Raw genomic sequence first — 25,075 nt, 5'->3', positions numbered from 1 at the left:
AAAGTATCGGTCCCGCCCCCCGCAGCGGGTGTAGGAGCGTACCTACGCTTTCGCCACCCGCCTAGGGTTTGCCGAGGTAGACCCGCACGTCCTTCACCTCGACGCCCGCGGCGGCCACGGCCGAACGCAGCTGCGCCTCGGTCACGCCCAGCGTCTCGGTCCAATAGCGCACCTCGTGCGGCTCGTTGACATTGATGCGGGTCCGGTCCTGCGGGCCGCGCTTGTTCGGGTCGTCTGCCATGGCGTGCTTCCTGTGTTTCGTATGTCGATGCAGGGACGATGCGCGCCCCTGCGGCGCGGCACTGGCGGACGGCGGCGCGGCTCCTTGCAGGAAATGTCCGAAACCGGCGTGCGGGCGCCGCGGGCCGCGCCTATGGTCAGGGCATGAACTCCGAACAGAACAAGCGCACCATCGCCGACGCATGGAAGGCTTTCGCAAGCCGCGACCCCCAACGCATCGCATCCTGGTTCACCGAGGATGCCGAATGGCTGGCGCCACGCGGCAACGCCACCGCGCTGGCACTCGATGCGCCCGACCACATGATCGGCCCGGACGCCATCGTTCATTTCCTGGCCGAGAGATTTCCGGCGCTCTTCGTCTCCGACGTCGCGGTCGATTTCCGCAGCCGCTATTGCGAGGGCGATACCGTGATCGTCGAGCTGCGCCTGCAGGCCACGCTCGCGAACGGCCGCCGGTACGACAACGACTACTGCTTCATCTTCGAACTGCGCGATGGGCGCATCGCCCGCGTGCGCGAGTACATGGACACGCAGAAGGGCCGCGCCTGCATCTTCGGCTAGGGCCGGGCGGCGCGCGCCTGCAGCTCGCGCTTGAGCAGCTTGCCGTTGGCCGTGGTCGGCATGGCGTCGATGGTCTCGATGCGCGCGGGCCGCTTGTAGGGCGACAGGTGCTCCGCGAGGTAGGCGCGCAGCGCCGGTTCATCGAGCACGGCGCCGGGCTTCATCTCGACGAAGGCGACGATGCGCTCGTTGCCGTCGGCCTCGGGCACGCCCACCACCGCGCAAAGGTGCACGCCCGCAAAGCGGCCGATCACCGCCTCGATCTCCGCCGGATAGACGTTGAAGCCCGAGCGGATGATCATTTCCTTGAGCCGGCCGACCACGAACAGCGCACCGTCCGCATCGAGGCGCCCGAGGTCGCCGCTCGCATACCAGCCGCCGGGTCGCATGACCTGCGCCGTGGCCGCCGCATCGCGGAAGTAGCCCAGCATGAGGCCGGGCCCGCGCAGCCAGATCTCGCCGGTCTCGCCCGGCGCCAGGTCCTGGCCGTCAGGTCCGACGATGCGCGCCTCGCCGCCCTCGACCCCATGGCCCGCGGCGGTGTCCGCGCGCGGTGCCTCCACGCGCGTGAGGAACACCGAGCCCGCGTACTCCGACAGGCCATAGCCATAGTGCAGCGGCTGGCCGAACAGCGCCTCCACGCGCTGCTTGAGCGCTGGATCGAGCGGCGCCGAGCCGGTGTAGACATAGCGAAGCGCCGGAAAGCGCGGCGCGCCGTGCCCGGCCTCGACGTGCGCCAGCAGCCGCGCGTACATCGTGGGCGGCCCGAGCAAGTTGGACACCTCTTCATGCGCGAGCGCATGCAGCATGTCGGCCGGCGAGAAGCTCGCGCGCAGCACCAGCGCGGCGCCGCCCGTGAGCGCGGCCATGAGCACCGTGCCGATGCCGAAGATGTGCGTCATCGGCAGGAAGGCGTAGACCCGGTCGTGCGCGCCCAGCGATCGCACGCCGGCCGACACGCGGCCGAAATGCAGCAGCCCGCGGTGCGACACCATCACGCCCTTCGGCGTGCCCGAGGTGCCTGAAGTGAAGATGATGGCCGCAGTGTCCGCCAGCGCGGAGTCGGCCTCCGGGCTGGCCTCGGCGCGCACGGCCGAGCGCATCACGCCCGGCAGCGCCGAGGGCACCGCGCCGGCGCGCTGCGCATGCTGGCGCGCGGCGTCCGAAGCATCGCTCGTGAAGCAGCATAGCCGCGCATCGGCGCGGTCGGCAATGGCCGCGACCTCGCCGGGCGACATGCGCGCGTTGACCCCGCACGACCATGCGCCGATGCGGCTGCACGCCATGATGAGCGCGATGTGCGCGGCGCAGTTCTCGGCCACCAGCAGCACGCGGTCGGTCGGCCGCACGCCGGCGGCCAAGAGGTCCTGCGCGGCCGCCTCGGCCATGGCCTGCAGCGCGCCGTACGACACGGTGCCCGATGGCTCGAAGAGAAAGGCCGCGCCCGGTGACTGCAATGCGCGTGCTTCGAGCAGCTCGTGGATCCGCGTGGGTGCCGGCATTTCGCTCATTCCGCCTCGATGCCCTGCGCTGCGGTGGCCCAGAGCCTGCGGTCGGCCTGGCCCTTGGCCGCGAGCAGCTCCGCGCCGCCGCTCCAGACCTCGTAGCCCTGCTCGCGCAGCCGATGGGCGACATCCTCACGCGCCAGCGCCTTGTGCGCGGCGGCGTTCAGGCGCGCGACCAGCGCCGCGTCCATGCGCGCCGGACCGTAGAGGCCGAACCAGCCGCCCACGTCGTAGCCGGCCACACCCGACTCGATCATGGTCGGCACCTCGGGCAGCATGCGGTTGCGCTGGCGCGAGGTGACGGCCAGCGCGCGGATCTTGCCCGACTGGATGAAGGGCCGCGAGGTGGCGATGATGTCGAACATCATGGTCACGGTGCCGCCCATCACATCGGCCAACGCGGGTGCGCTGCCCTTGTAGGGCACGTGCGTGAGCTGCACGCCGGTCATCTTCTCGAGCAGCGCGCCGCTCAGGTGGTTCGACGCGCCGATACCGGCCGAGCCGTAGAACACCTTGCCCGGGTGCGCCTTCGCATAGGCCAGCAGCTCGGCCACGCTGCGCACCGGCAGGTCCTTGTTGACCACGAGCACGTTGGTGTAGTCGACCAGCGGCGCGATGGGCGTCAGGTCCTTCATCGGATCGAAGGCCATCTTGCGCTGGACGTTCGGATTGATGGTGATGGTCGGGCTCGCGCCGAAGAACAGCAGCGCGCCGTCGGGTGCGGCCTTGGCCACTGCGTCGCCACCCACCGAGCCGCTGGCGCCGGGCCGGTTGTCGACGATGACCTGCGTGCCGAGCTCCTGGCTCAGCGCGGGCGCGAGCAGGCGCGCCGCGCCGTCCACCGGACCGCCGGCCGAATAGCCGACCACCAGCTTGATGAGCGGCGGCAGGGGCTGCTGCGCGAAGGCGCGATGCGGCAGTGCAGACAGCGCCGCGCTGCCTGCCATCGCGGCCATGAGGTGGCGGCGCGAGAAGTGAGTCGATGTCATGGCGTTGTCTCCTGGTGTGTATTTCTTCGGCGGCTCGCATCGATCAGGCCGGCAGGTCCAGCACCTGCCGCGCAAGGATGTTGCGCTGGATCTCGTTGGTGCCGCCGTAGATCATTGCGGCGGTGGAGCCGATGAGCGGCGACAGCACGTTGAAGCTCTGCCCGTCGAGCAGCTGGTCGCCCGCGACGGCGCCCTGCTCTTCGCCGGCCTCGACCAGCAGCGCGCCGATGCGGTGGTAGGTTTCGCTGGCCCATATCTTGAGCAACGACACCGATGCCGGCAGCGGCTGGCCCGCGCGCACGATGTCGGCAAAGCCCGTGTATGCGGCCGACAGGTCGAGCACGTCGAGCCGCAGTGCGGCAAAGCGCTGCGCGAACACCGGGTCTGCAAATAGGCGCCGCGCCTGCGCCAACCGCGCAAGCTGTCCCAGCGCGTACTGCGACTGCTTGGGGCTGCCCAGGAAGATGCGCTCGAAGCCCAGCAGCGCCTTGGCAATCGTCCAGCCGCCATGCAGCTTGCCCACGAGGTTTTCGGCCGGCACGCGCACGTTGTCGAAGAACACCTCGCAGAACTCGGGCTCGCCCGAGAGCGTGTGGATGGGCCGCACCGTGATGCCCGGCGTGCGCAAGTCGCACAGCAGGAAGCTGATGCCCTCCTGCTTGCGCGCGGCCTTGTCGGTGCGCACCAGCATGAAGATGTGGTTGGCATCCTGCGCGAGCGTGGTCCAGATCTTCTGGCCATTGACGATGAAGTGATCGCCCTCGGCATCGCGCCCCGCCACGGCCTCGGTGCGAAGGCCCGCCAGGTCGGAGCCGGCGTTGGGCTCCGAATAGCCCTGGCACCACACATGCTCGCCGCTCAGGATGCGCGGCAGGAAGCGCTGCTGCTGCTCCGGCGTGCCATGCTGGATCAGCAGCGGGCCGATCATCACGATGCCCTGGTCCGGCGCGCGCGCCACGCCGTGCTGCTCGAGCTCCTCGATCCATGCAATGAGCTTGTCGGCCGGCAGCCCCATGCCGCCATGCACCTCCGGCCACGCCGGCGCGATCCAGCCCTGCGCCGACAGCGTGAGGTACCACTCGCGGATCTCGCTCCAGCGTGCGCGGTGCGACAGGTAGCGCAGCTGCTGCGGATAGCGCTGCTGCAGGAAGGCGCGCACCATGCGCCGGAACTCGGCCTCGGGCATCGCATGCCAGTCGGCGCTGCGCGGAAACTCGCCCTCCCATGCGGCGGTGCCCGCCCGCGCTTCGCCGCCGTCGGCCAGCGCGGCATGCCGGCGCTGGTGCGCGGCCACGTTGCCGAGCCACGCCGAAAGGCACAGCGTGCGCTTGTAGTAGAGGCTCAGCTCGCACTCCTGCGTGTAGCCGATGGCGCCATGCAGCTGCACTGCCGTGCGCGAGGCCTGCAGCGCCGCGGCGGTGCAGCGGGCGTTGACGCGGCTGGCTTCGGCTTCGAGCCGTTCGGCCGGGAGCCCCTGGTCCGCCAGTGCCAGCACCTCGGCGAGCGCGGCCTGCGCCACTTCGAGGTGGATGAACATGTCCACGCAGCGGTGCTGCAGCGCCTGGAAGCTGCCGATGGGCTTGCCGAACTGCGAACGGGTGCGCAGGTAGGCCAGCGTCTGCGCGAGCATCGCCTGGCCCACGCCCAGCAGTTCGGCCGCCTGCAGGACCTGGCCGGCCGCGAGCGCGTGGCGTAGCGCGTCCTGCGCGGCGGGGCCTTCGGCCAGCACCGCATCCGCGGGCAGCGCCACCTGCTCGAAGCGCAGGCTCGCAGCCTGGCTGCCGTCAACCAGCGGCACCAGGGTTTCGCTCACGCCGGCCGTGCCGCGCGGCACCCACAGCAGCACCGCGTCGTCGCTGCCGCGCGCCGACACCAGCCAGCCGCTGGCGGCCGCGCCGGGCAGCACCATGAGCTTCTCGCCCTGCAGCAGCACGCCGCCCGCATGCCCCCCGCGCGGCTCGCAGCCGCAGGCCAGCGGCACGGCGCTCAGGTCGCCGGCGCTCTCCTGCCAGGCCAGCGCCGGCAGGCTGCGGCCCGCGACCAGCTCCGCCAGCAGCGACTGCGCGGCCGGAGCCTTGAGCCGCGCGAGCAGCATCGCGCTCAGGCCCGCCACCGCCAGCAACGGCTCGGGCGCCACATGCTCGCCCGCGGCCCGCAGGATCTGCGCGGCGCCCGCGAGCCCCAGACCGAGCCCGCCTGCGGATTCGGGTGCCAGCATGCCGGTCCAGCCCAGCTCGGCCATGGCGCTCCAGCCCTGCGCCTCGTCGGCATCGGGCCGCTCCATGCGCTCGCGCCGCCGCTGGATGGAACGGCTGCGAACGAAGTAGTCGAGCGCAGCATCGCGCACGGCGGAAAGTGATTCTGTGTCCATCGCCGCAGCGTGACAGAACGCCCCGCCGCGCGGCATTTGCATTTGCCGAAGGGAGGGTTTCGCATTCACAGACCCGCCTCGCGCGAGGGCGGCATAGATTCGGCACATGACCACCACAAAGATCAAGAAATCCCTGCACACCGAGCTCGGCCACAGCACGCCCGACCGAATCACCGTGCGCGGGCGCGACCTGCCCTCCGAGATCCTGGGCCACCTGAACCTCGGCGACATGGCCTTCCTGGAGCTCACGGGCCGCATCCCGACACCGCAGGAGTCGGTCACTTTCAACGCCATCGTCGTCACGCTGGTCGAGCATGGCATCACGCCCAGCGCGCTGGCCGCGCGCCTCACCTATGCAGGCGCGCCCGAGGCGCTGCAGGCTGCGGTGGCCGCGGGCCTGTGCGGCCTGGGCACGGTGTTCGTGGGCAGCACCGAAGGCGCAGCCAGGATGCTCTACGAGGCCATTCCCTTCGGCGAGAAGCCGGCGCGGCCACTGGCCGACATGGCGAAGGACATCGTGGCCGACCATCGCGCGCGCAAGCAGATCGTGCCGGGCCTCGGGCATCCGCTGCACAAGCCGATCGACCCGCGCACGCCGCGCCTGTTCCAGATCGCCGAGGAGAACGGCCTCTCGGGCCATTACGTGGCGCTGATGCAGGCGGTGCAGCAGGAGGCCGAGCGCGTCTCGGGCAAGTCGCTGCCCATCAATGCGACGGGCGCCATCGGTGCGATTGCGGCCGAGTTCGGCTTTCCGTGGAAGATCATCCGCGGCCTCGGCGTGATGGCGCGCGCCATCGGGCTCGTGGGCCACCTCTTGGAGGAAATCGACGACCCGATGGCCATCGAGATCTGGCAGCGCGTCGAAAAGGAAGCCGGCGGCCCGCGCCAGGATTGGACGAGATGAACAACCACAACGACACCCGCTTTGCCGACATCCGCGATGCCGTGCGCGACCTGTGCGCGCAGTTTCCCAACGAGTACTTCCGCAAGATCGACGAGGCGCGCGGCTACCCGGCCGAATTCGTCGACGCGCTCACCAAAGCCGGCTGGATGGCCGCGCTCATTCCACAGGAATACGGCGGCTCCGGCCTCGGGCTCACCGAAGCCTCGGTGATCATGGAAGAGATCAACCGCTCGGGCGGCAACTCGGGCGCCTGCCACGGCCAGATGTACAACATGGGCACGCTGCTGCGCCACGGCAGCGAGGCGCAGAAGCGCAACTACCTGCCGCGCATCGCCACTGGCGAGCTGCGCCTGCAGTCGATGGGCGTGACCGAGCCCAGCACCGGCACCGACACCACCAGGATCAAGACCACGGCCGTGAAGAAGGGCGACCGCTACGTCGTCAACGGCCAGAAGGTGTGGATCTCGCGCATCCAGCATTCGGACCTGATGATCCTGCTGGCGCGCACCACGCCGCTTGCGGAGGTCAAGAAGAAATCCGAAGGCATGTCGATCTTCATCGTCGACCTGCGCGAGGCCATCGGCCAAGGCATGACGGTGCGGCCCATCCTGAACATGGTGAACCACGAGACCAACGAGCTGTTCTTCGAGAACCTCGAGATCCCGGCCGAGAACCTGATCGGCGAAGAGGGCCAGGGCTTCAAGTACATCCTCGACGGCCTCAATGCCGAGCGCACGCTGATCGCGGCCGAATGCATCGGCGACGGCTATTGGTTCATCGACAAGGTCACGGCCTACACCAAGGAGCGCGTGGTGTTCGGCCGGCCCATCGGCCAGAACCAGGGCGTGCAGTTTCCGATTGCCGAGGCCTTCATCGAGATAGAGGCCGCCAACCTCATGCGCTACGAGGCCTGCCGCCTGTTCGATGCGCGCGAGCCCTGCGGCGCACAGGCCAACATGGCAAAGTACCTGGCGGCCAAGGCCAGCTGGGAGGCGGCCAATGCCTGCCTGCAGTTCCATGGCGGCTTCGGCTTTGCGTGCGAATACGACATCGAGCGCAAGTTCCGCGAGACGCGGCTCTACCAGGTGGCACCGATCTCGACCAACCTCATCCTGAGCTACGTGGCGGAGCACATGCTCGGCCTGCCGCGTTCGTTCTGAAGGCACTCCATGACCACCTCATCGAATCATCCCAGCCGGGATCTCGCCACCTTCGCCGCCGAACTCAAGTTAGCGGACATTCCCGCCCCCGTGCTGCGCCGCACCGAGGACCTGATGCTCGACTGGCTGGGCTCGGTGCTCGCGGCGCGCACGGCGCGGCCGGTACGCAGCATCGAGCGCTTCGCGCAGACGATGGGGCCGGCCGAGGGGCCGAGCGAAATGCTCACCTCGCGCCGCACCACTTCGCCAGTGTTCGCCGCGCTCGTCAACGCCGCGGCCTCGCACTACGTGGAGCAGGACGATGTGCACAACGGTTCGGTGTTCCATCCCGCGGCCGTGGTCATTGCGCCCGCACTGGCCGTGGCGCAGAGCATCGGCGCCAGCGGTGCGCAGCTGCTGACGGCCGTGGTCGCGGGCTACGAAGTCGGCATCCGCGTGGGCGAGTTCCTGGGCCGCTCGCACTACAAGACTTTCCACACCACCGCGACGGCGGGCACGCTCGCGGCTGCCGCGGCAGTGGGCCGGCTGCTCGAACTCGCGCCGCAGCAGATGCTGCACGCCTTCGGCTCGGCCGGCACGCAGTCGGCCGGCGTTTGGGAATTCCTGCGCGATGCGGCCGATTCGAAGCAGCTGCACTGCGCGCATGCGGCCGCGAGCGGACTGATGTCGGCCTACCTCGCGCAGGACGGCTTCACGGGCGCGGCGAAAGTGCTCGAAGGCGCGCAGGGCCTGGGCGTGGGCATGTCGAGCGATGCCGATCCGGCACGGCTCACCGACCGCCTCGGCACGCGCTGGGCGCTGGCCGAAACCTCGTTCAAGTACCACGCCTCCTGCCGCCACACGCATCCCGCGGCCGATGCGCTGCTGCAGGTGATGAGCGAGCACCAGCTCGCGCACGGCGACGTGGCCCGCGTGACCGCGCATGTGCACCAGGGCGCCATCGACGTGCTGGGCCGGGTCACGGTGCCGGCCACCGTGCACCAGGGCAAGTTCTCGATGGGCACGGTGCTGGGCCTGATCGCGGTGCATGGCCGCGCCGGCCTGGGCGAATTCGACCGCGACTTTCTCGCGCCCGAGGTGGCCACGTTCCGCGACAAGGTGGCGATGGAACTCGACGCCGAGGTCGACACCGCCTACCCCGCGCGCTGGATCGGCAAGGTCAGCGTGCAGACCCGCGACGGCCGCACGCTGGCCGGCCGCGTCGACGAGCCCAAGGGCGACCCGGGCAACAGCCTGAGCCGCGCCGAGATCGAGGACAAGATGCAGCGCCTTGCGCACTACGGCGAGGGCGCCACGGCCGACGAGGCGAAGGCGCTGTGCCAACGCATCTGGCAGCTCGAGTCTGCGCCGCGCGTGGGCCGCTGGCTCGGCTGAGGCCCTTCAGGCGAACAATCGGCCCTGCCCCGGCGAGCGCGCATCGAGCCCGGCGGTGCGCACGAGGTCCCAGAAGCCCGCGGGCGAACTGGACACCACGGGCACCTGCAGGCGCGCCTCGACCTCGCGCACGGCATCGAGCGTGACGAGGCCCCCGCACGAGATGAGGAGGCCATCGGCGCCGGGCTGGTCCTCGAACACCTTGAGGCACAGGTCGACCAGCACCTCGGTCGGCACCTGGCCCACGGCCTGCACATCGGAGATGGCGAGGCCTTCGAGCGCCAGCGGTTCGAAGTCGCTCTGTTCGAGATAGGTTCGCAGCTGCGTGTTGACCTCGTCGATGTAGGCGGTGGCGACGGCCACGCGCCGAACCTTCAGGTGATGCAGGCCCGCGATGATGGCGTCGCTCATCGTCGTGCAAGGCAGGTCCGTCGCCTGTTCCATCTCGCGCTGGAGTTGACGCGTGAAGGCGACGCCGCGGAAGAAGCTCAGCGACGTGCCCATGAGGGAGACGGCGCTGGCGCCCTCCGCCTTGAGTTCCAGCGCTTTGTCGACGACCGAGTCGATCACTTCGGTGTAGCCGCGGGTCGAGATTTCGCCGAGTCCCAAGCCTCTTGCTGAAAAGCGGATGCGCTCGCCGTAGAGCAGCGGGCCGTCCACCGGCACCGCGCCGGCGGCCGGCGGCACGATCAGGCCCAGGTGCGGCCGCGCCATCTACTTGCCCTCCGCCACGATGTTCTGCTCGGCAATGATGCGCTGCCAGCGCTTCGTCTCCTCCGCCATGTCCTTGCCGAGCTGCGCCGGCGTGGCGTAGGCGCGCAGCGTGCCTTGCGCGGCTGCCGCGGCGCCGGCGTCGGGCGTGTCGAGCACGGTCTTCACCGCGGCCGAGAGCCTGTCGACGATCTCGTCGGGCGTGCCGGCGGGCGCGAGCACGAAGATGCGCGGCGCCACGTCGAAGCCCGGCAGCGCATCGGCCAGCGGCGGCACGCTCTCGGCGCCTTCGAGCCGCGCGGTGTTCATCAGTGCGATCGCGCGCAGCTTGCCGGCCTTGGCCTGCGCCATGCCGGCCGTGGCGCTGACCACGCCGATGGGCACCTGCCCGCCGACCACGTCGGGCACGATCTGCGCGGCGCCGCGGTAGGGCACGTGCACCACCCTGCTGCCGCTGGTCTGCTTGAGCATCTCGAAGCCCAGGTGGTGCACCGTGCCCACGCCCGAGGTGGCGTAGGAATAGTGTCCCGGCCGGGCCTTGATCTCCTTCACGAATTCGGCCGGCGTCCTGGCCGGGAAGTCGTTGCCTGTGACGATCATCAGCGGCGAGACGAAGGCGCCCGCGACGGGCCTGAAGCTGGTGAGCGGATCGACCGGCGCCTTCGGCTGCAGCAGCTTGGCGGCCAGCAGCGCGCTGTCGCCCATCATCAGCGTGTAGCCGTCCGGCGCCGACTTGGCGACGTATTCGGCGGCGATCATGCCGGTGGCGCCGGTGCGGTTGTCGACCATCACCTGCTGGCCGAGCACCGCCGACAGGCGCGTGCCGAGCAGGCGCGCGACCGCATCGACGCCGCCGCCGGCCGAATAGCCGACCACGAGGCGGATCGGCTTGTCGGGGTACTTCTGGGCCCAGGCGGCGGGCGCGGCGAGCGCACCCGCAAGGCCCAGGGCCATGGCGGCACGCAGCGCCTGGCGGCGTGCAGGGCGAGCAATCTCTCTGGCTTTCATCATGTCTCCAATGGTCATCGATCAGCGGCCGTCTGCGCGGCTCGTTCAAGTGCACCCGCGGAACCGGCTTTGCCGGGCCGCCGGGTGCGCCCCCAGTGGGGGGAAGCGCCCAAGGCGCTTCGGGGAGCGTCCATTTTTATGCTTTGCCCTTGCCGCGCGAAGTCGGCAGCTTCGCAAGCTCGCGCACGCGATCCGCATTGGGCGCGAAGCCCAGGCCCGGCGTCTCGGGCAGCTGCAGCCAGCCGTCCTGCGGCACCGGCAGGCCGTCGAAGACCTGCTTGAGCATCTGCACGGCCACGTAGTGGTATTCGGCCATGCCGCCGTTCGACACGCCCGCATGCAGGTGCATGTTGTGGAAGGGCCAGGCACCGCCGTTGTCGATCGGCACGTTGAAGGCCGCGGCCATGCCCGCGATCTTCAGGCACTGCGAATAGCCGCCCGAGATGGTCACGTTGGGCTGCAGCACGTCGGCCGCCTGGTTCACCAGCAGGTCGCGGAAGCGGAAGGCCAGCCCTTCGTTCTGCCCGCAGGCCAGCGGAATGCTGGTGCGCGCGCGCAGCTGGGCCATCTGCCGCACGTCGTTCTGCGTGAGCGGCTCCTCGAAGAAGCTGATGCCGTAGGGCTCGATGCGGCGCGCGAGTTCGGTGGCGTGGAACAGGTCGAGGCCGCAGTTGGCGTCGACGTACAGCTTCACATCAGGACCGACCGCCTCGCGCACGGCCGCCACGCGGCGCACGTCCTCGGCAATGACCTCGTCGATGGGCCGCGGCTCGTCGCGCCGCGCGAGCGCATGGCCACCGACCGTCATCTTCAGGCGCCGGAAACCCTGCGAGACCCAGAGCTTGGCGGCGGCGGCGAGCTGGTCGCGCTCGAAGAAGCCGAAGCCGAAGGTCGCATAGACCGGCACCTTGGAGCGCGCACCGCCCAGCAGGCGCCACAGCGGCTGGCCGAGCGCCCTGGCCTTCAGGTCCCACAGCGCGATGTCGAGCGCGGCGATGGCGTGGCTCGCATAGCCGGTCTGGCCGCGCGGCGAGAGCAGCCAGTAGAGCTTGTCCCACAGGCGCTCGGTGGCCATCGGGTCTTCGCCGATCAATGCCGGGCCGGCCACCTCGCGCACGGCAGCGGCAATGATTTCTTCTTCGGTGATGGCCGTCATGCCATGGCCGACAAGGCCGGTGTCGGTCTCGATCTCGGTCAGGCAGAGCGACAGCGAGGTCTGCTGGTTGAGCCCCAGCACATCGATGGTGACGGGAATGTTCAGCGGCGTGGCGCTGACGCGGATGATCTTCAAGAACGTCTCCTGTTGCTTTGCTTCGGCTGCACGATTCTTGGTGCGCAGGCCGCGGAGAACAATTCGTTTTTGGCGGGCGCGAGGCTTCGCGCCGCGCGAAGGCTCGGGGCTCAGTCCGGCCGGCCGAGATGCTCCAGCACCGAGCGCGCGGCCGCGGTCAGGTCCTGCTGCCGCCGCACGCACAGCAGGTGGCGGCGCACCGCCCACGGCGCATCGAGCTTGAGGCAGCGCAGCTTCAGTATCTGCAGCTGCGGCAGGATGGCCGCATAAGGCAGCACGCCGATGCCCACGCCCTGCTCCACCATGCGGCACACCATGTCGAAGCTGCCCACCTGCATGCGCACCTTGAGCGGCAGCTGCGCCTCCAGCGCCGCGTTCAGCAGCACGCGGTGCAGCGCCGTGCCTTCGCGCACCACGATATGGTCGTGCCGCAGCACCTCCTCCACGCCGATGCGCTTGCGGCGGGCCAGCGGATGGTCGCGCGCCACCACCACGGCCAGTTCGTCGCTGCGGTAGGGCAGGCATTCGAGCATGTCGGCGGGCGTGTTGCCCTCGATCACGCCGATGTCCGCCAGGCCGGCCTGCACGGCCTTCACGACCTCGGTGCTGGCGCGCTCCTGCAGGTCGATCTTGAGCACCGGATGCAGCCGCAGGAAGGAGCCGATCTGCGCGGGCAGGAACTGCGCGATGGTGGACGCGTTGGCCGTGATGCTGACCACGCCCGCCACGCCGTTCTGGAAGTCGTCGAGCTCGGCGCCGAGCCGGTCCATGGCCGAGAGCACGGCGCGCGCATGCAGCAGCAGGCCGTGGCCGGCCGAAGTGAGCGTCACGCCGCGCGCATGGCGCACCAGCAGCGGCAGCCGCGCGCGGGCTTCCAGGTCGGAGATGCGCTTGCTCGCGGCCGCGAGCGCGATGTGGCAGCGCTTGGCGCCTTCGCTGATGCTGCCGTGGTCGGCCACGGTCACGAACAGGCGCAGCGACTTCAGGTCGGCGGACATGGCCTGCGCGCCTTCTTCTTCAGGGCGCAACGAGGTGGTCGAACAGCTCGCGCGCCGAGGCCGGCAGCTGCTCGCGGCTGCGTGCGATGAGCTTGAGCTCGCGCTCGGCCCAGGCATCGCTGAGCGCCACGGTCGCGATGCGCATCGCCATCGACAGCCGCTGCGCCGACGAGGCCGGCAGCACGCCCACCCCCACGCCCGCCTCGATCATCAGGCAGATCGCCTCGAAGCTGCTGACCTGGATGCGCGGGTTGAAGCCGCGGCCGGCCAGCTCGGCCCGGCGCTGCAGGAAGCGGTGGATGGCGCTGCCGTGGTGCAGGCCCACGTGCTGCTCGTCGAGCGTGTCGGCAAAGGCCACCGAGGCCGCACCCGCCAGGTGGTGCGCAGCGGGCACCACCAGCACCAGCTGGTTGCGGCCGAAGGGGCGCGCGTCGAGTTCGCCGGTGTGCACGTCGCCGGCCAGGATGCCGATGTCGGCCTCGCCGTCGGCCACGGCGCGCACGATCTCCTCGCTCAGGTATTCGCGCAGGTCCACCTGCACCGCCGGATGCTGCGTGAGAAAGCCGGCCAGCTTCTGCGGCAGGTATTCGGTGATGGAGGTGGTGTTGGCGAACACGCGCACATGGCCCTTGATGCCCTTGCCGAAATCCTGCATGTCGCAGCGCAGGTGCTCCATCTGCTGCATCACGCGCTTGGCGTGGTAGAGCACCGCCTGCCCTGCCGCCGTGAGGCTCACGCCCTGCGCACTTCGGTGCAGCAGCTTGCCGCCCACGGCCTCTTCCATCTGCTTGATGCGGGTGGAGGCGGCCGCCAGCGAGATGCAGGCCTTCTCGGCGCCGCGCGTGAGGCTGCGCGCGTCCGCCACGTAGACGAACAGTTTCAGGTCGAACAGGTCGAAATGCAGGTTCACCGGACAAGCGCGCCAGAAAGAAAGGAAGCGTGCATTGTCCGGCGAATGGCGCCGCGCGCGCCGGCCTCAGGGTTTGACCTCAGGAGCGGGCCCCGCTCAGACCGGGTCCCAGCTGAACACGTCGGCCGAGCGGTCCAGCGGATGGAAGCTCGCGCGCATGGCCGGCATGGCGTGCTCGGCAATGCTCTGCGGGGTCCAGCCCTCGGAGCGATGGATGGAGCGCACCGGCCGCGGCTGGCTGATGAGCGAGATCTCGTTGTTGCGCACCGAGAAGATCTGGCCGTTGACCGCGCCGGCCGCATCGCTTGCCAGGTACACCGCGAGCGGCGCCACCTTGGCGGGCGTCATCTGCTTGATCTTGTCGACGCGGGCGCGCTGCTCGTCGGTGTCGGTGGGAATGGCGCCGATCATGCGGCTCCATGCAAACGGTGCGATGCAGTTGGAGCGCACGTTGAACTTGAGCATGTCGAGCGCGATCGACTTCGACAGTGCCACGATGCCGAGCTTGGCCGCCGCATAGTTGGCCTGGCCGTAGTTGCCGATGAGGCCCGAGGTCGAGGTCATGTGCACCATCGCGCCCGAGTTCTGCTCCTTGAAGTGCGTGGCGGCCGCGCGGCTCACGTAGTAGGCGCCGTACAGGTGCACCTTGAGCACGGCGTCCCACTCGTCGACCGACATCTTGTGGAAGAACCGGTCGCGCAGGATGCCGGCGTTGTTGACCACCGCATCGATGCGCCCGAAGCTCTCGACCGCGCACTCGACGATGCGCGCCGCGCTGGCCGCATCGGCCACGCTGTCGGTGTTGGGCACGGCCTGGCCGCCCGCAGCGCGGATCTCGTCGACCACCTGCTGCGCGGGGCCGGCGCTGCCGCCCGCACCATCAAGGGCCGCGCCGATGTCGTTCACCACCACCTTGGCGCCATGGCTCGCCATGGCCAGCGCGATGTCGCGCCCGATGCCGCCGCCCGCGCCGGTGACGACGACTACTTTTCCTTCAACCATGTGTGTCTGCTCCGGATAGCCGCCCGCAGTGTCGCGGGCAGTTCCAGAATGCCACAGGGGCCGCGCTGCGGGTTCCGGATTTCCGAAGAGGGGCTTCGGCGGCGCCCTTGCCCCTCCCTTATTGCCGCGCGGTGCGGATGTTCGGCGGCAGCGCCTGCGGCCAGCTGGTGCGGAACGGATTGATGTCGAGCCCGCCGCGCCGCGTGTAGCGCGCATACACGGCGAGCTTGTTGGGCTGGCAGCGGCGCCAGATGTCGGTGAACATGCGCTCCACGCAGGGTTCGTGGAACTCGTTGTGGTTGCGAAAGCTCACGATGTATGCGAGCAGGCCGGCCTGGTCGATGGCCGGGCCGCTGTAGCGGATCTGCACGCTGCCCCAGTCGGGCTGGCCGGTGACGAGGCAGTTGCTCTTGAGCAGGCGGCTCGTGAGCGTCTCGTTCACCGGCGGCTGGGTGCTGTCGCTGGACAGCAGTTCGGGCGCGGGCTGGTAGTGGGTGCACTCGATGTCGAGCCGGTCGAGGTCCAGGCCGTCGAGTTCGTGCACCGGCTCGCGGTCGAACATGTCGGGTGCCAGCAGCTTCACGCCGATGCCGGCCGATTGGTCGCTGCCGCGCCAGAGCGCCTCGGACAGGTCGGCGCGCAGGCGGTCTCGCACCGCCTCGACGCTCGCGAAGGCGCTGCTGTTGAAGCTGTTGAGATACAGCTTGAACGACTTGCTCTCGATGATGTTGGGCGTTTCGCAGGGGATGGTGAAGTGCGCGATGGCCAGCTGCGGCTTGCCGCGCAGGTTGAGCCAGCTCACCTCGAAGGCGGTCCAGAGATCGGCGCCGAAGAAGGGCAGCGCGCCGGCGGCGATGCCCATGGCTTCGCGCTGGGTGCTGCGCGCAATCGGAAAGAGCAGCGAGGGGTCGTACCTGTCGGCATAGGCCGAGGCGCGGCCCAGCTGCGACTGCTCGGGCGTGTTGGGGTTGGCGGGGGGGATGTTGTCGAGGCTCATGGCTTGTGGTGTTCTTCGGCCGCATGCAGGAACGGCGCGATGTGGTGGGCGAGGATCGCGCAGACCTCGGGCGGCAGGTCGTGGCCCATGCCGGGAATGCTGACGAACTTTGCGCCCGGAATGCGCTTGGCGGTATCCAGGCCGCAGGCCATCGGCACCAGCGCATCGGCTTCGCCGTGCAGCACCAGCGTCGGGCACTTGATGCGCGGCAGCACTTCGGGGCGGCGCGCATCGGCGCCAATGGCGAGCATCTGGCGGAACATGCCGGCCGGGCGGTAGGCGCGGCGCATGCTGAAGGTGAGGCGCTCTGCCAGCGCCTCGGTGCTTTGCGGATAGGCGGGGCTCTGGATGAGCCTGAGCAGCCGGATGCTGTGCGCCACCAGCTCGGCCTCGCCGCCGCCCAGCGGCCGGCGCAGCAGCATGGCGGCCACGTCGCTGCGCGGTCCGGGCAGGCCGCGCGCGCCGCTGGAGCTCATGATGCTCACGAGGCTGGCCACGCGCTCGGGCGCTTCGGCGGCCAGGTGCTGCGCGATCATGCCGCCCATCGAGGCGCCGATGACGTGCGCCTGCTTGATGCCCAATGCGTCGAGCACGCCCAGCGAATCGCGCGCCATGTCCTGCAAGGTGTAGGCCGATCGGACCTGCAGGCCCAGCTTCTGTCGAATGCTCTCCCACACGATGTTGCCGGTGCCCGCATGGTCGAAGCCCTGGCTCAGGCCGATGTCGCGGTTGTCGTGGCGCACCACGCGAAAGCCCGCATCGACCAGCGCCTGCACGAAGTCCTGCGGCCAGCCGACCAGCTGCATGCCCAGGCCCATGATGAGCAGGGCCACCGGGCGGCCTTCGCCGCCGGTGTCGTCGACCTCGATCTGCAATCCGTTGGCCAGCAGCTTCATGGCGCTCCCGTGTCTGTTTATTTGAATTCGCGTTCGCGCAACCACTTGGTGGCGACCCACTTCTCGCCCGCGAGCACGGGCGCGCCGCCATGCAGCGTGCGGGTGGCGGGGTCGGGATCCTCGTAGCTGAAGAACACGCCGGTGCCGCGCACGGGCGCCACTTCCAGGCCTACGTCGGGGAAGGTGGTGGCGCCGCCCTGATCGGGCTCCTGCAGGTACATCACGAGCGTGGCCACGCGCTGGCCGCCGCGCTTGAGGATGGTGGGCGTGCCGGGCTCGCCGGGGTCGAAGTAGTCGTAGTGCGGCCGGTACTGGGCGCCGGGCGCATAGCGCAGGATCTGCAGGCCTTCGCCAAACTCCACCGGCCAGCGCAGCAGCGCGGCAATGCGCTGCTCGAGGCGCGCGACGATGTCGTTCTCGCCGCGCTCGAAGAACATGCCCTCGCTGGTGCGGTCGACGTTGAGCACCTCGCCGCCGGTGCGCGTCTCGACCGTGAGCGAGCGCGCCAGCCGCACCCGCGCGGCGGCAATCAGCCCTTCGCACTCCTCGGGCGACAACAGGTTGCCGAACACGACGACGCGCGGATGCCGCATGGTCTGCAGCACCTGCACGCGGCGGTCGCCCGCGTCGATGTACAGCGGCGCGCCTTCGAGGTCGGGACCGGGCATCTCGGTGCGCCGCGGCCTGGCCACCTCCACGTGGGGAAAGCCGGCCTCGAGCTGCGCCAGCGCCAGGTCGGTGGCCGCGTCCTGCCAGCCGGCCGCGCGCATCGAGGCCCGCAGCGCAGGCACCGAATGCCCCGCCGCGAGCTGCGACACCAGCCATTCCCGGAGCTCCGGACTGATCGGTTGCGACATATCAAGTCTTCCTTCTGAACACCAGCCTTTCGGCCGTCGACGCCGTGGCATCGAAACCATAACCCTCGAGATCGAATTTTTCCAGCGCCTTGGGCGTGGCGGCCTTGTGCAGCACCGCCCAGCGCGCGAGCAGGCCGCGGGCGCGCTTGGCGTAGAAGCTCACGATCTTGTAGCGGTCGCCCTTCCACTCCTCGAACACGCATTCGACCACGCGCGCCTTGAGCGCCTTCCGGTCCACCGACCTGAAGTACTCCTGCGAGGCCACATTGACCACCACGGGCGTGCGGTCCGCCGCCAGGCGCTGGTTCAGGTGCTCCGCAATGCGCGCGCCCCAGAAGGCATACAGGTCCTTGCCGTGCCGATTGGCAAGCGGCGTGCCCATCTCCAGCCGGTAGGGCTGCAGCAGGTCGAGCGGACGCAGCAGGCCGTAGAGGCCGCTCAGGATGCAAACGTGCTCCTGCGCCCAGGCCAGCTGCGCGGGCGTGAGCGAGCGCGCATCGAGCCCGCCGTAGACGTCGCCATCGAACGCGAAGGCGGCCTGGCGCGCATTCTTCGGCGTGCTCTTGCCGGACCAGGCCTGGTAGCGCGCCACGTTCAGCGCGGAGAGCTTGTCCGACAGGTGCATGAGTTCGGAGATCTGCTGCGGCGACTTCTCGCGCAGCAGCTTGATCAGTTCGGCCGAGGGGCCGCGGGGGGCTTCGAAATGGGGTTGGGTGGCGGGGACTTCGGTGGGAACGGGGGTGTCGTAGTCAAGCGATTTCGCAGGGGAGAGCAGGAAGAGCATCCCGGAATTATGTGGGGTGGGCCTGCCCCGGGGCGGCCCCGGTAAAATCGCCGGCTATCCCATCTTGTCCCCACGGCACCCCCGAAGGCGCCGCTTCTGCATTTCCCATGAGCGAACCCACCACCCCTTCCGCCCAGCCTGGACTGGAGAGCCTCTCCAAGTCGTTCGAACCCGCCGCCATCGAGGCGCACTGGGCCCCCGAGTGGGAGAAGCGCGGCTACGCCAAGGCGGGCTTTCGCGGCACGCAGGCGCCCAAGAAGGGCGCCGATTCCTTCGCCATCCAGCTGCCGCCGCCCAACGTGACAGGCACGCTGCACATGGGCCATGCGTTCAACCAGACCATCATGGACAGCCTGGCGCGCTACCACCGCATGAAGGGCGACAACACGCTGTGGGTGCCGGGCACCGACCATGCGGGCATCGCGACGCAGATCGTGGTGGAGCGCCAGCTGCAGGAACAGAAGATCAGCCGCCACGACCTCGGCCGCAAGAACTTCGTGGCACGCGTGTGGGAATGGAAGGAAAAGTCGGGCAACACCATCACCGAGCAGATGCGCCGCATGGGCGACACGGTCGACTGGAGCCGCGAATACTTCACGATGGATGACGACCTGTCCAAGGTGGTCACGCAGACCTTCGTCTCGCTCTATGAAGAAGGCCTGATCTACCGCGGCAAGCGGCTGGGCAACTGGGACCCGGTGCTCAAGACCTCGGTGAGCGACCTCGAAGTGGAGAGCGAAGAGGAAGACGGCTCGCTCTGGCACATCGCCTATCCGCTGGCAGACGGCAGCGGCACGCTCACGGTGGCCACCACGCGGCCCGAGACCATGCTCGGCGACACGGCCGTGATGGTCCACCCCGAGGACGAGCGCTACCGGCCGCTGATCGGCAAGCAGGTGCGGCTGCCGCTGGTGGACCGGCTGATTCCGATCATTGCCGACGACTACGTCGACAAGGAATTCGGCACCGGCGTGGTCAAGGTCACGCCCGCGCACGACTACAACGACTACGCGGTCGGCCAGCGCCACAAGCTCGAGCTGATCGGCATCCTCGCGCTGGACGCCACCATCAACGACAACGCGCCCGAGAAGTACCGCGGCATGGACCGCTTCGTGGCGCGCAAGGCCATCGTGGCCGACCTCGATGCGCTCGGCCTCCTGGTCGAGGTGAAGAAGCACAAGCTCATGGTGCCGCGCTGCGCGCGCTCCGGCGCCATCGTCGAGCCGATGCTCACCGACCAGTGGTACGTGGCCATGACGCGTCCGGGCGCCGACGGCACCTCGATCGCGCAGAAGGCCATCGACGTGGTGAAGACCGGCGAGGTGCGCTTCGTGCCCGAGAACTGGGTCAACACCTACAACCACTGGATGGAGAACATCCAGGACTGGACCATCTCGCGCCAGCTCTGGTGGGGCCACCAGATCCCGGCCTGGTACGACGAGGACGGCAAGGTGTACGTGGCGCATGACGAGGCCGAGGCGCAGGCCAAGGCCCCGGGCAAGACGCTTCGCCGCGACGAGGACGTGCTCGACACCTGGTATTCGTCCGCGCTGGTGCCCTTCTCCTCGCTCGGCTGGCCCGAGAAGACCGAGGACCTCGCGCTGTACCTGCCCTCCACGGTGCTCGTGACGGGCTACGACATCATCTTCTTCTGGGTCGCCCGGATGATCATGATGACCAAGCACTTCACCGGCAAGGTGCCGTTCAAGGACGTCTACATCCACGGCCTGGTGCGCGACGCACAGGGCAAGAAGATGAGCAAGTCCGAAGGCAACGTGCTCGACCCGGTCGACCTGATCGACGGCATCGCGCTGCCCGAACTGCTCGACAAGCGCACGCAGGGCCTGCGCAAGCCCGAGACCGCGCCTGCCGTGCGCAAGAACACGCAGAAGGAATTTCCCGATGGCATTCCGGCCTTCGGCGCCGATGCGCTGCGCTTCACCTTCGCGTCGCTGGCCTCGCTCGGCCGCAGCATCAACTTCGACAGCAAGCGCTGCGAGGGCTACCGCAACTTCTGCAACAAGCTCTGGAACGCCACGCGCTTCGTGCTGATGAACTGCGAGGGGCAGGACTGCGGCCTGCGCGAGCACACGAAGGAAGAATGCGCGGTCGGCGGCCCGGCGCACGGCTACCTGAAGTTCAGCCGCGCCGATTTCTGGATCGCATCGCAGCTGCAGCGCGTCGAGGCCGAAGTGGCCAAGGGCTTCGAGGAATACCGGCTCGACAACGTGGCCAACGCCATCTACCAGTTCGCCTGGGACGAGTTCTGCGACTGGTACCTGGAGATCGCCAAGGTGCAGATCCAGACCGGCGACGATGCGCAAAAGCGCGCCACGCGCCGCACGCTGATCCGCACGCTCGAGGCCTTGCTGCGCCTCGCGCACCCGGTGATTCCGTTCATCACCGAGGAGCTCTGGCAGAAGGTGGCGCCCGTCGCCGGACGCGAGGGCGAATCGATCATGGTCGCGGCCTACCCCCAAAGCCAGCCCGGGAAGATCGACGAAGCAGCCGAAGCGCATGTGGCGCGCCTGAAGGCGCTGGTCGATGCCTGCCGCACGCTGCGCGGCGAAATGAACGTGTCGCCCGCGGTGCGCCTGCCGCTCTATGCGGTGGCCGACGATGCCGAGGGCGCGGCCTTCCTGCGCGACGCGGCGCCGGTGCTGCAGGCACTGGCCAAGCTCAAGGAAGTGAAGGTCTTCGACGACGAGGCTTCCTGGTCGGCGGCGGCCGAAGCGGCGCCCGTGGCCGTGGTCGGCACGGCGCGCCTGTGCCTGCACATGGAGATCGACAAGGCCGCCGAGCGCGCGCGCATCGGCAAGGAAATTGCCCGCATCGAGGGCGAGATCCTCAAGGTGAACGGCAAGCTCGGCAATGAAGCCTTCGTGGCCAAGGCACCGCCGGCCGTGATCGAGCAGGAGCGCAAGCGCCTGGCCGATTTCAGCACCATGTTGGAGCGTCTTCGCGACCAGCTTGTGCGTCTCGGCTGACACACGCGGGCCTGGGCAAGGTTTAGCATGGCAACGACGGCCTTTCCGTGCCGCCGTTGATCCATCGAACCTTCTTCTTCAACTGAACGAACAGACGCCCAAATTGTCCATGCCCACTCCCTCGACACGCATCCGCAAGGCCGTATTTCCTGTTGCAGGTTTCGGCACCCGCTTTCTGCCCGCCACCAAGGCGCAGCCCAAGGAAATGCTGCCGGTTGTCGACAAGCCACTCATCCAGTACGCGGTTGAGGAAGCCTACGCGGCGGGCATTCGCGACATGATTTTCGTAACTGGCCGAAACAAACGTGCCATCGAAGACCACTACGACACCGCCTACGAACTCGAGAGCCAGCTCGAGGCCAGCGGCAAGCTCGAACTGCTCAACATCGCGCGCTCGGTCATGCCCGACGACATGACCTGCTCCTACGTGCGCCAGCCGCGCATGCTGGGGCTCGGCCATGCAGTGCTGTGCGCCGAACACCTGGTGGGCAACGAGCCCTTCGCCGTGCTGCTGGCCGACGACCTGATGGTCGGCCCTGTGGGCGGCGCACCGGTGCTCGCGCAGATGACGGCCGCCTTCGGCAAGCTCGGTGCTTCGGTGCTCGCGGTGCAGGAAGTGCCGCTCGAACACGTCAAGCGCTACGGCATCGTGGCGGGCGAATCGATCGGCGACGACCTCGTGAAGGTCGATCGCATGATCGAGAAGCCCTCGCCGGACAAGGCACCTTCGCGCCTTGGCGTGGCGGGCCGCTACATCCTCACGCCCGCCGTGTTCGACGAGATCCGCAACCAGCCCAAGGGCGCGGGCGGCGAGATCCAGCTCACCGACGGCATCGCGGCGCTGATGAAGAAGGAAGCGGTCTACGCCTATGCCTACAAGGGCATCCGCTACGACTGCGGCAGCAAGGAAGGCTTCCTGCAAGCCTCGGTGGAGCTTGCGCTCGCGCACCCCGAAGTCGGCGGGCAGTTCCGCGAATACCTCAAGAGCCTGGAGCTCTGAAGAAAAAGGGCCCCGGCGGGGCCCTTTTCTTTTCTGGCGCTCAGCGCCTCTTCAGCACGTGGATGAAGTCGCTGCCGATCGTCTGCTGCTCGACCAGCTCGTTGCCGGTCTGCCGCGCAAAGGCCTGGAAGTCGCGCAGCGATCCCGGGTCGGTCGACACCACCTTCAGCAGCTGGCCGCTCGCCATGTCGTTGAGCGACTTCTTTGCCTTGAGAATGGGCAGCGGGCAGTTCAGGCCCCGCGTGTCGAGTTCGCGGTCAACCTGCATGCTTCGGCTCCTCGGGCGGCAGGTTCAGGCCGCGCCGCCGTTCCTCGTTTTCCGCCGCGGTAAAGAACACCGGCTCGTGCCCCCGCGTGCGCAGCCAGTCGGCCAGTGCATAGCCGGTGCCCGCGGGCCAGCACTTGAGGTCGGGCAGGTCGTAGAGGCGGTAGTCCAGCAGCTCGGGCGAAAGCTTGACCTCGCCATCGGCCACCACGTGGTAGGCGATGATGATCTGGTTCATGCGCTGGAAGTCGTACGCGCCGACGAGCTTGGCCGCGCTCACGTCGAGGTTGGTTTCTTCCTTGACCTCGCGCGCAATGCCTTCCTCGGGCGTTTCGCCGGCTTCCATGAAGCCGGTGATCAGCGCATACATCTTCACGGGCCAGGCGGCGTTTCGCGCCAGCAGCACCTGGCCGCGATACTCGACGATGGCCGCGAGCACGGGCGTGGGGTTGTTCCAGTGCGTGTGGCCGCAGGAGGGGCAGCGCAGGCGTTCCTTGGGACCGCCGTCTTCCATCAACGCGATCCATTCGAGCGGCGTGGCGCAGGCCTGGCAGAACTTGGGATGGGCCATGGCTTCGGTCAGGCGGGAAAGACGCCGGTCGACAGGTACCGGTCGCCGCGGTCGCACACCACGAACACGATGGTCGCGTTCTCGACCGTCTTGGCAACCTCGAGCGCCACCCAGAGCGCGCCGGCCGCGGAGATGCCGCCGAAGATGCCTTCTTCGCGCGCAAGGCGCCGGCACATCTCCTCGGCGTTGTCCTGGCTCACGCTGATTTCATCGTCGACCCGGCTCGGGTCGTAGATCTTGGGCAGGTATTCGGCCGGCCACTTGCGGATGCCCGGGATGCGCGAGCCTTCGGCCGGCTGCGCGCCGATGATGCGCACCGCGGGGTTCTTTTCCTTCAGGAAGCGAGAGACGCCGGTGATGGTGCCGGTGGTGCCCATGGCGCTCACGAAATGCGTGATCTTGCCCTTGGTGTCGGTCCAGATCTCGGGGCCGGTGGTCTCGTAGTGGATGCGCGGGTTGTCGGCATTGGCGAACTGGTCGAGCACCCGGCCCTTGCCCTGCGCCACCATCTGCTCGGCCAAGTCGCGCGCGTATTCCATGCCGCCGCTCTTGGGCGTGAGCACCAGCTCGGCGCCGAAGGCCTTCATGGTCTGGGCGCGCTCGACGGACAGGTCCTCCGGCATGATCAGCACCATGCGGTAGCCCTTGATGGCCGCGGCCATGGCCAGCGCGATGCCGGTATTGCCCGAGGTGGCTTCGATCAGCGTGTCGCCGGGCTTGATCTCGCCGCGCTCCTCGGCGCGCTTGATCATCGAAAGCGCAGGACGATCCTTCACCGAGCCCGCGGGATTGTTGCCTTCCAGCTTGCCAAGGATGACATTGCCGCGCCTGGCGTTTTCGGCCGCATCGATGCGTTGCAGTGCCACCAGGGGGGTCTTGCCGATGGCGTCTTCGATCGTCGGATAATTCATGGCAGCCACTGTGCCATAATTTTGGGCTTCCTTCCGGATGTGCCCGGGTGGTGAAATTGGTAGACGCAGGGGACTCAAAATCCCCCACCGAAAGGTGTGCCGGTTCGATTCCGGCCCCGGGCACCACCCCCTCCCCCTCTTTCCTGCCTGCCCTCACGCAGCCCCGATCATTTCGGTCGCCGTGACATGGCGCATCGCGTCCGGCACGGCCGCCGCGCGCAGCACCAGCTCGGCCGGCCGATGGCTCGCAGCCCGCACCGCCTGCCCCGGCAGTGCCTCCGATGCCCATCCCTTCGGCTGCCATTGCTTGAGCGGCACCAGCGTTCGCAGCCCCCGCGGCGCGGCCTTGCGCAGGGCGCTTCCGATGTTGAATGGCGTAACGTGCGCGACAGCCTCGTGGGCGGCGGCCAGCGCATGCGCGTCGAAAGTCAGCAGCACCTGCGGCCGGCCGCGCAGGGCGGCGCGATGGCGCTGCACCCTTTCGGGGTCCAGCCAGAAGAACACGCAGCCGTTGAGCAGCGCATACCAGTCGGCCGGCGCCAGGCCGGGATCGAGGCAGCGTGCCAGTGCTCCGGGCGGCATGGGACGCTGGTCGCGGATGTAGCGGCCGTCGGGCAGCGTGACGCCCTCGGGGCGGTGCGCGCGCACCGAGGCTTCGACTTCAGTGCCGAAGGCACCGCGCCGCAGCAGCTCGTCGGTGCTGCACAGCCCCTGCTGCCGCACCGCCGGCCAGTTGGCGGCATCGACGAAATGAAAGGCCTTCGCGGGCAGGTCCGGCACGGC

Annotated in this window: 24 protein-coding genes and 1 tRNA gene; 7 read left to right on the top strand and 18 right to left on the bottom strand. The window is 68.8% G+C overall.

Annotated features, from left to right (window positions below):
• Positions 1 to 61: 61 nt before the first annotated feature.
• On the bottom strand, positions 62 to 241 hold the full coding sequence (locus tag ACAM58_RS06770) for a DUF3606 domain-containing protein (protein WP_012746465.1): 180 nt from the start codon (positions 239 to 241) through the stop codon (positions 62 to 64).
• 143 nt (positions 242 to 384) lie between these two features.
• Between ACAM58_RS06770 and ACAM58_RS06765 the strand changes: the two genes are divergently transcribed.
• Entirely contained in the window at positions 385 to 801 is a 417-nt protein-coding gene (locus ACAM58_RS06765) for a nuclear transport factor 2 family protein (RefSeq protein ID WP_012746464.1), read from the top strand.
• Here the strand turns inward: ACAM58_RS06765 and ACAM58_RS06760 are convergent.
• From ACAM58_RS06760 to ACAM58_RS06750, 3 genes are read right to left on the bottom strand one after another with little or no spacing between them, the layout of a single operon-like run.
• Positions 798 to 2,303, bottom strand: a complete 1,506-nt coding sequence (locus tag ACAM58_RS06760) for a class I adenylate-forming enzyme family protein (protein WP_062362914.1) — start codon at positions 2,301 to 2,303, stop codon at positions 798 to 800. The two genes, ACAM58_RS06765 and ACAM58_RS06760, sit on opposite strands and share 4 nt — an antisense overlap.
• 5 nt (positions 2,304 to 2,308) lie before the next feature.
• A complete protein-coding gene (locus tag ACAM58_RS06755) occupies positions 2,309 to 3,295 on the bottom strand; it encodes a tripartite tricarboxylate transporter substrate binding protein (RefSeq protein WP_062362917.1) in 987 nt (328 codons plus the stop codon).
• Positions 3,296 to 3,338: 43 nt separating this feature from the next.
• Positions 3,339 to 5,666 (bottom strand): acyl-CoA dehydrogenase, encoded by a 2,328-nt coding sequence (locus tag ACAM58_RS06750; protein WP_062362920.1) that lies wholly within the window; start codon positions 5,664 to 5,666, stop codon positions 3,339 to 3,341.
• A gap of 106 nt (positions 5,667 to 5,772) precedes the next feature.
• On the opposite strand from ACAM58_RS06750, the gene ACAM58_RS06745 reads away from it, so the two are divergent.
• Genes ACAM58_RS06745 through ACAM58_RS06735 form a run of 3 tightly spaced genes read left to right on the top strand, consistent with a single transcriptional unit; the run spans position 5,773 to position 9,104 of the window.
• Positions 5,773 to 6,570 (top strand): citryl-CoA lyase, encoded by a 798-nt coding sequence (locus ACAM58_RS06745; RefSeq protein ID WP_369664279.1) that lies wholly within the window; start codon positions 5,773 to 5,775, stop codon positions 6,568 to 6,570.
• Positions 6,567 to 7,730 carry an acyl-CoA dehydrogenase family protein gene (locus tag ACAM58_RS06740; RefSeq protein WP_012746459.1) on the top strand — a complete coding sequence of 388 codons (1,164 nt, stop codon included), beginning with the start codon at positions 6,567 to 6,569 and terminating at the stop codon, positions 7,728 to 7,730. Before ACAM58_RS06745 ends, ACAM58_RS06740 begins: the two co-directional genes overlap by 4 nt.
• A 9-nt stretch (positions 7,731 to 7,739) precedes the next feature.
• Positions 7,740 to 9,104: an MmgE/PrpD family protein gene (locus ACAM58_RS06735; RefSeq protein WP_062362924.1), complete on the top strand. Its 1,365-nt coding sequence runs from the start codon at positions 7,740 to 7,742 to the stop codon at positions 9,102 to 9,104.
• 6 nt (positions 9,105 to 9,110) lie between these two features.
• Here ACAM58_RS06735 and ACAM58_RS06730 read toward each other — a convergent pair whose 3' ends face one another.
• The 10 genes from ACAM58_RS06730 to yaaA form a co-directional block, all read right to left on the bottom strand.
• On the bottom strand, positions 9,111 to 9,818 hold the full coding sequence (locus ACAM58_RS06730; RefSeq protein WP_062362927.1) for an aspartate/glutamate racemase family protein: 708 nt from the start codon (positions 9,816 to 9,818) through the stop codon (positions 9,111 to 9,113).
• Complete coding sequence (locus ACAM58_RS06725) at positions 9,819 to 10,826, bottom strand: tripartite tricarboxylate transporter substrate-binding protein (protein ID WP_259347634.1); 1,008 nt, start codon at positions 10,824 to 10,826, stop codon at positions 9,819 to 9,821. It lies immediately after the preceding gene.
• A gap of 133 nt (positions 10,827 to 10,959) precedes the next feature.
• On the bottom strand, positions 10,960 to 12,114 hold the full coding sequence (locus ACAM58_RS06720; protein WP_062362931.1) for a mandelate racemase/muconate lactonizing enzyme family protein: 1,155 nt from the start codon (positions 12,112 to 12,114) through the stop codon (positions 10,960 to 10,962).
• Between the two features lie 110 nt (positions 12,115 to 12,224).
• A complete protein-coding gene (locus tag ACAM58_RS06715) occupies positions 12,225 to 13,112 on the bottom strand; it encodes a LysR family transcriptional regulator (protein WP_062362934.1) in 888 nt (295 codons plus the stop codon).
• A 19-nt stretch (positions 13,113 to 13,131) separates the two neighbouring features.
• A complete protein-coding gene (locus ACAM58_RS06710; protein ID WP_062362937.1) occupies positions 13,132 to 14,022 on the bottom strand; it encodes a LysR substrate-binding domain-containing protein in 891 nt (296 codons plus the stop codon).
• Between the two features lie 96 nt (positions 14,023 to 14,118).
• Entirely contained in the window at positions 14,119 to 15,024 is a 906-nt protein-coding gene (locus tag ACAM58_RS06705; RefSeq protein WP_012746452.1) for an SDR family NAD(P)-dependent oxidoreductase, read from the bottom strand.
• Positions 15,025 to 15,142: 118 nt separating this feature from the next.
• Complete coding sequence (queF, locus tag ACAM58_RS06700) at positions 15,143 to 16,021, bottom strand: NADPH-dependent 7-cyano-7-deazaguanine reductase QueF (RefSeq protein WP_062362940.1); 879 nt, start codon at positions 16,019 to 16,021, stop codon at positions 15,143 to 15,145.
• The gene (locus tag ACAM58_RS06695) at positions 16,018 to 16,917 is read right to left on the bottom strand and encodes an alpha/beta fold hydrolase (RefSeq protein ID WP_062362943.1); all 900 of its coding nucleotides are present in this window, start codon (positions 16,915 to 16,917) and stop codon (positions 16,018 to 16,020) included. Before ACAM58_RS06695 ends, queF begins: the two co-directional genes overlap by 4 nt.
• A gap of 17 nt (positions 16,918 to 16,934) precedes the next feature.
• On the bottom strand, positions 16,935 to 17,774 hold the full coding sequence (locus ACAM58_RS06690; protein WP_062362946.1) for a 2OG-Fe(II) oxygenase: 840 nt from the start codon (positions 17,772 to 17,774) through the stop codon (positions 16,935 to 16,937).
• 1 nt (position 17,775) lies between these two features.
• Positions 17,776 to 18,558: a peroxide stress protein YaaA gene (gene yaaA, locus ACAM58_RS06685; RefSeq protein ID WP_062362950.1), complete on the bottom strand. Its 783-nt coding sequence runs from the start codon at positions 18,556 to 18,558 to the stop codon at positions 17,776 to 17,778.
• Positions 18,559 to 18,665: 107 nt separating this feature from the next.
• On the opposite strand from yaaA, the gene ACAM58_RS06680 reads away from it, so the two are divergent.
• Both ACAM58_RS06680 and galU read left to right on the top strand, forming a co-directional pair.
• The gene (locus ACAM58_RS06680) at positions 18,666 to 21,545 is read left to right on the top strand and encodes a valine--tRNA ligase (protein WP_062362953.1); all 2,880 of its coding nucleotides are present in this window, start codon (positions 18,666 to 18,668) and stop codon (positions 21,543 to 21,545) included.
• A gap of 109 nt (positions 21,546 to 21,654) precedes the next feature.
• A complete protein-coding gene (gene galU, locus ACAM58_RS06675) occupies positions 21,655 to 22,545 on the top strand; it encodes a UTP--glucose-1-phosphate uridylyltransferase GalU (RefSeq protein ID WP_062362956.1) in 891 nt (296 codons plus the stop codon).
• Between the two features lie 40 nt (positions 22,546 to 22,585).
• Here galU and ACAM58_RS06670 read toward each other — a convergent pair whose 3' ends face one another.
• Genes ACAM58_RS06670 through cysM form a run of 3 tightly spaced genes read right to left on the bottom strand, consistent with a single transcriptional unit; the run spans position 22,586 to position 24,292 of the window.
• Complete coding sequence (locus ACAM58_RS06670; RefSeq protein WP_012746445.1) at positions 22,586 to 22,813, bottom strand: sulfurtransferase TusA family protein; 228 nt, start codon at positions 22,811 to 22,813, stop codon at positions 22,586 to 22,588.
• On the bottom strand, positions 22,803 to 23,381 hold the full coding sequence (locus ACAM58_RS06665; protein WP_062362958.1) for an NUDIX domain-containing protein: 579 nt from the start codon (positions 23,379 to 23,381) through the stop codon (positions 22,803 to 22,805). The genes ACAM58_RS06670 and ACAM58_RS06665 overlap by 11 nt, the downstream gene beginning before the upstream one ends.
• Positions 23,382 to 23,389: 8 nt before the next feature.
• Entirely contained in the window at positions 23,390 to 24,292 is a 903-nt protein-coding gene (gene cysM, locus ACAM58_RS06660) for a cysteine synthase CysM (protein ID WP_062362961.1), read from the bottom strand.
• A gap of 41 nt (positions 24,293 to 24,333) precedes the next feature.
• On the opposite strand from cysM, the gene ACAM58_RS06655 reads away from it, so the two are divergent.
• Positions 24,334 to 24,418 (top strand) — tRNA-Leu (locus ACAM58_RS06655).
• 27 nt (positions 24,419 to 24,445) lie between these two features.
• Here the strand turns inward: ACAM58_RS06655 and ACAM58_RS06650 are convergent.
• Positions 24,446 to 25,072 carry a hypothetical protein gene (locus ACAM58_RS06650; RefSeq protein WP_062362964.1) on the bottom strand — a complete coding sequence of 209 codons (627 nt, stop codon included), beginning with the start codon at positions 25,070 to 25,072 and terminating at the stop codon, positions 24,446 to 24,448.
• Positions 25,073 to 25,075 lie beyond the last annotated feature (3 nt).

This window comes from Variovorax sp. V116 (genome assembly GCF_041154435.1).
GTDB classification, from domain to species: domain Bacteria; phylum Pseudomonadota; class Gammaproteobacteria; order Burkholderiales; family Burkholderiaceae_C; genus Variovorax; species Variovorax paradoxus.
This window is presented reverse-complemented; position numbering and strand designations above follow the sequence as displayed.

Coding starts and splice junctions, on each gene's coding strand:
- ACAM58_RS06770 (WP_012746465.1), bottom strand. CDS start 241: ATGGCAGACGACCCGAACAAGCGCGGCCCGCAGGACCGGACCCGCATC.
- ACAM58_RS06765 (WP_012746464.1), top strand. CDS start 385: ATGAACTCCGAACAGAACAAGCGCACCATCGCCGACGCATGGAAGGCT.
- ACAM58_RS06760 (WP_062362914.1), bottom strand. CDS start 2,303: ATGCCGGCACCCACGCGGATCCACGAGCTGCTCGAAGCACGCGCATTG.
- ACAM58_RS06755 (WP_062362917.1), bottom strand. CDS start 3,295: ATGACATCGACTCACTTCTCGCGCCGCCACCTCATGGCCGCGATGGCA.
- ACAM58_RS06750 (WP_062362920.1), bottom strand. CDS start 5,666: ATGGACACAGAATCACTTTCCGCCGTGCGCGATGCTGCGCTCGACTAC.
- ACAM58_RS06745 (WP_369664279.1), top strand. CDS start 5,773: ATGACCACCACAAAGATCAAGAAATCCCTGCACACCGAGCTCGGCCAC.
- ACAM58_RS06740 (WP_012746459.1), top strand. CDS start 6,567: ATGAACAACCACAACGACACCCGCTTTGCCGACATCCGCGATGCCGTG.
- ACAM58_RS06735 (WP_062362924.1), top strand. CDS start 7,740: ATGACCACCTCATCGAATCATCCCAGCCGGGATCTCGCCACCTTCGCC.
- ACAM58_RS06730 (WP_062362927.1), bottom strand. CDS start 9,818: ATGGCGCGGCCGCACCTGGGCCTGATCGTGCCGCCGGCCGCCGGCGCG.
- ACAM58_RS06725 (WP_259347634.1), bottom strand. CDS start 10,826: ATGATGAAAGCCAGAGAGATTGCTCGCCCTGCACGCCGCCAGGCGCTG.
- ACAM58_RS06715 (WP_062362934.1), bottom strand. CDS start 13,112: ATGTCCGCCGACCTGAAGTCGCTGCGCCTGTTCGTGACCGTGGCCGAC.
- ACAM58_RS06705 (WP_012746452.1), bottom strand. CDS start 15,024: ATGGTTGAAGGAAAAGTAGTCGTCGTCACCGGCGCGGGCGGCGGCATC.
- queF (WP_062362940.1), bottom strand. CDS start 16,021: ATGAGCCTCGACAACATCCCCCCCGCCAACCCCAACACGCCCGAGCAG.
- ACAM58_RS06695 (WP_062362943.1), bottom strand. CDS start 16,917: ATGAAGCTGCTGGCCAACGGATTGCAGATCGAGGTCGACGACACCGGC.
- ACAM58_RS06690 (WP_062362946.1), bottom strand. CDS start 17,774: ATGTCGCAACCGATCAGTCCGGAGCTCCGGGAATGGCTGGTGTCGCAG.
- yaaA (WP_062362950.1), bottom strand. CDS start 18,558: ATGCTCTTCCTGCTCTCCCCTGCGAAATCGCTTGACTACGACACCCCC.
- ACAM58_RS06680 (WP_062362953.1), top strand. CDS start 18,666: ATGAGCGAACCCACCACCCCTTCCGCCCAGCCTGGACTGGAGAGCCTC.
- galU (WP_062362956.1), top strand. CDS start 21,655: ATGCCCACTCCCTCGACACGCATCCGCAAGGCCGTATTTCCTGTTGCA.
- ACAM58_RS06670 (WP_012746445.1), bottom strand. CDS start 22,813: ATGCAGGTTGACCGCGAACTCGACACGCGGGGCCTGAACTGCCCGCTG.
- ACAM58_RS06665 (WP_062362958.1), bottom strand. CDS start 23,381: ATGGCCCATCCCAAGTTCTGCCAGGCCTGCGCCACGCCGCTCGAATGG.
- cysM (WP_062362961.1), bottom strand. CDS start 24,292: ATGAATTATCCGACGATCGAAGACGCCATCGGCAAGACCCCCCTGGTG.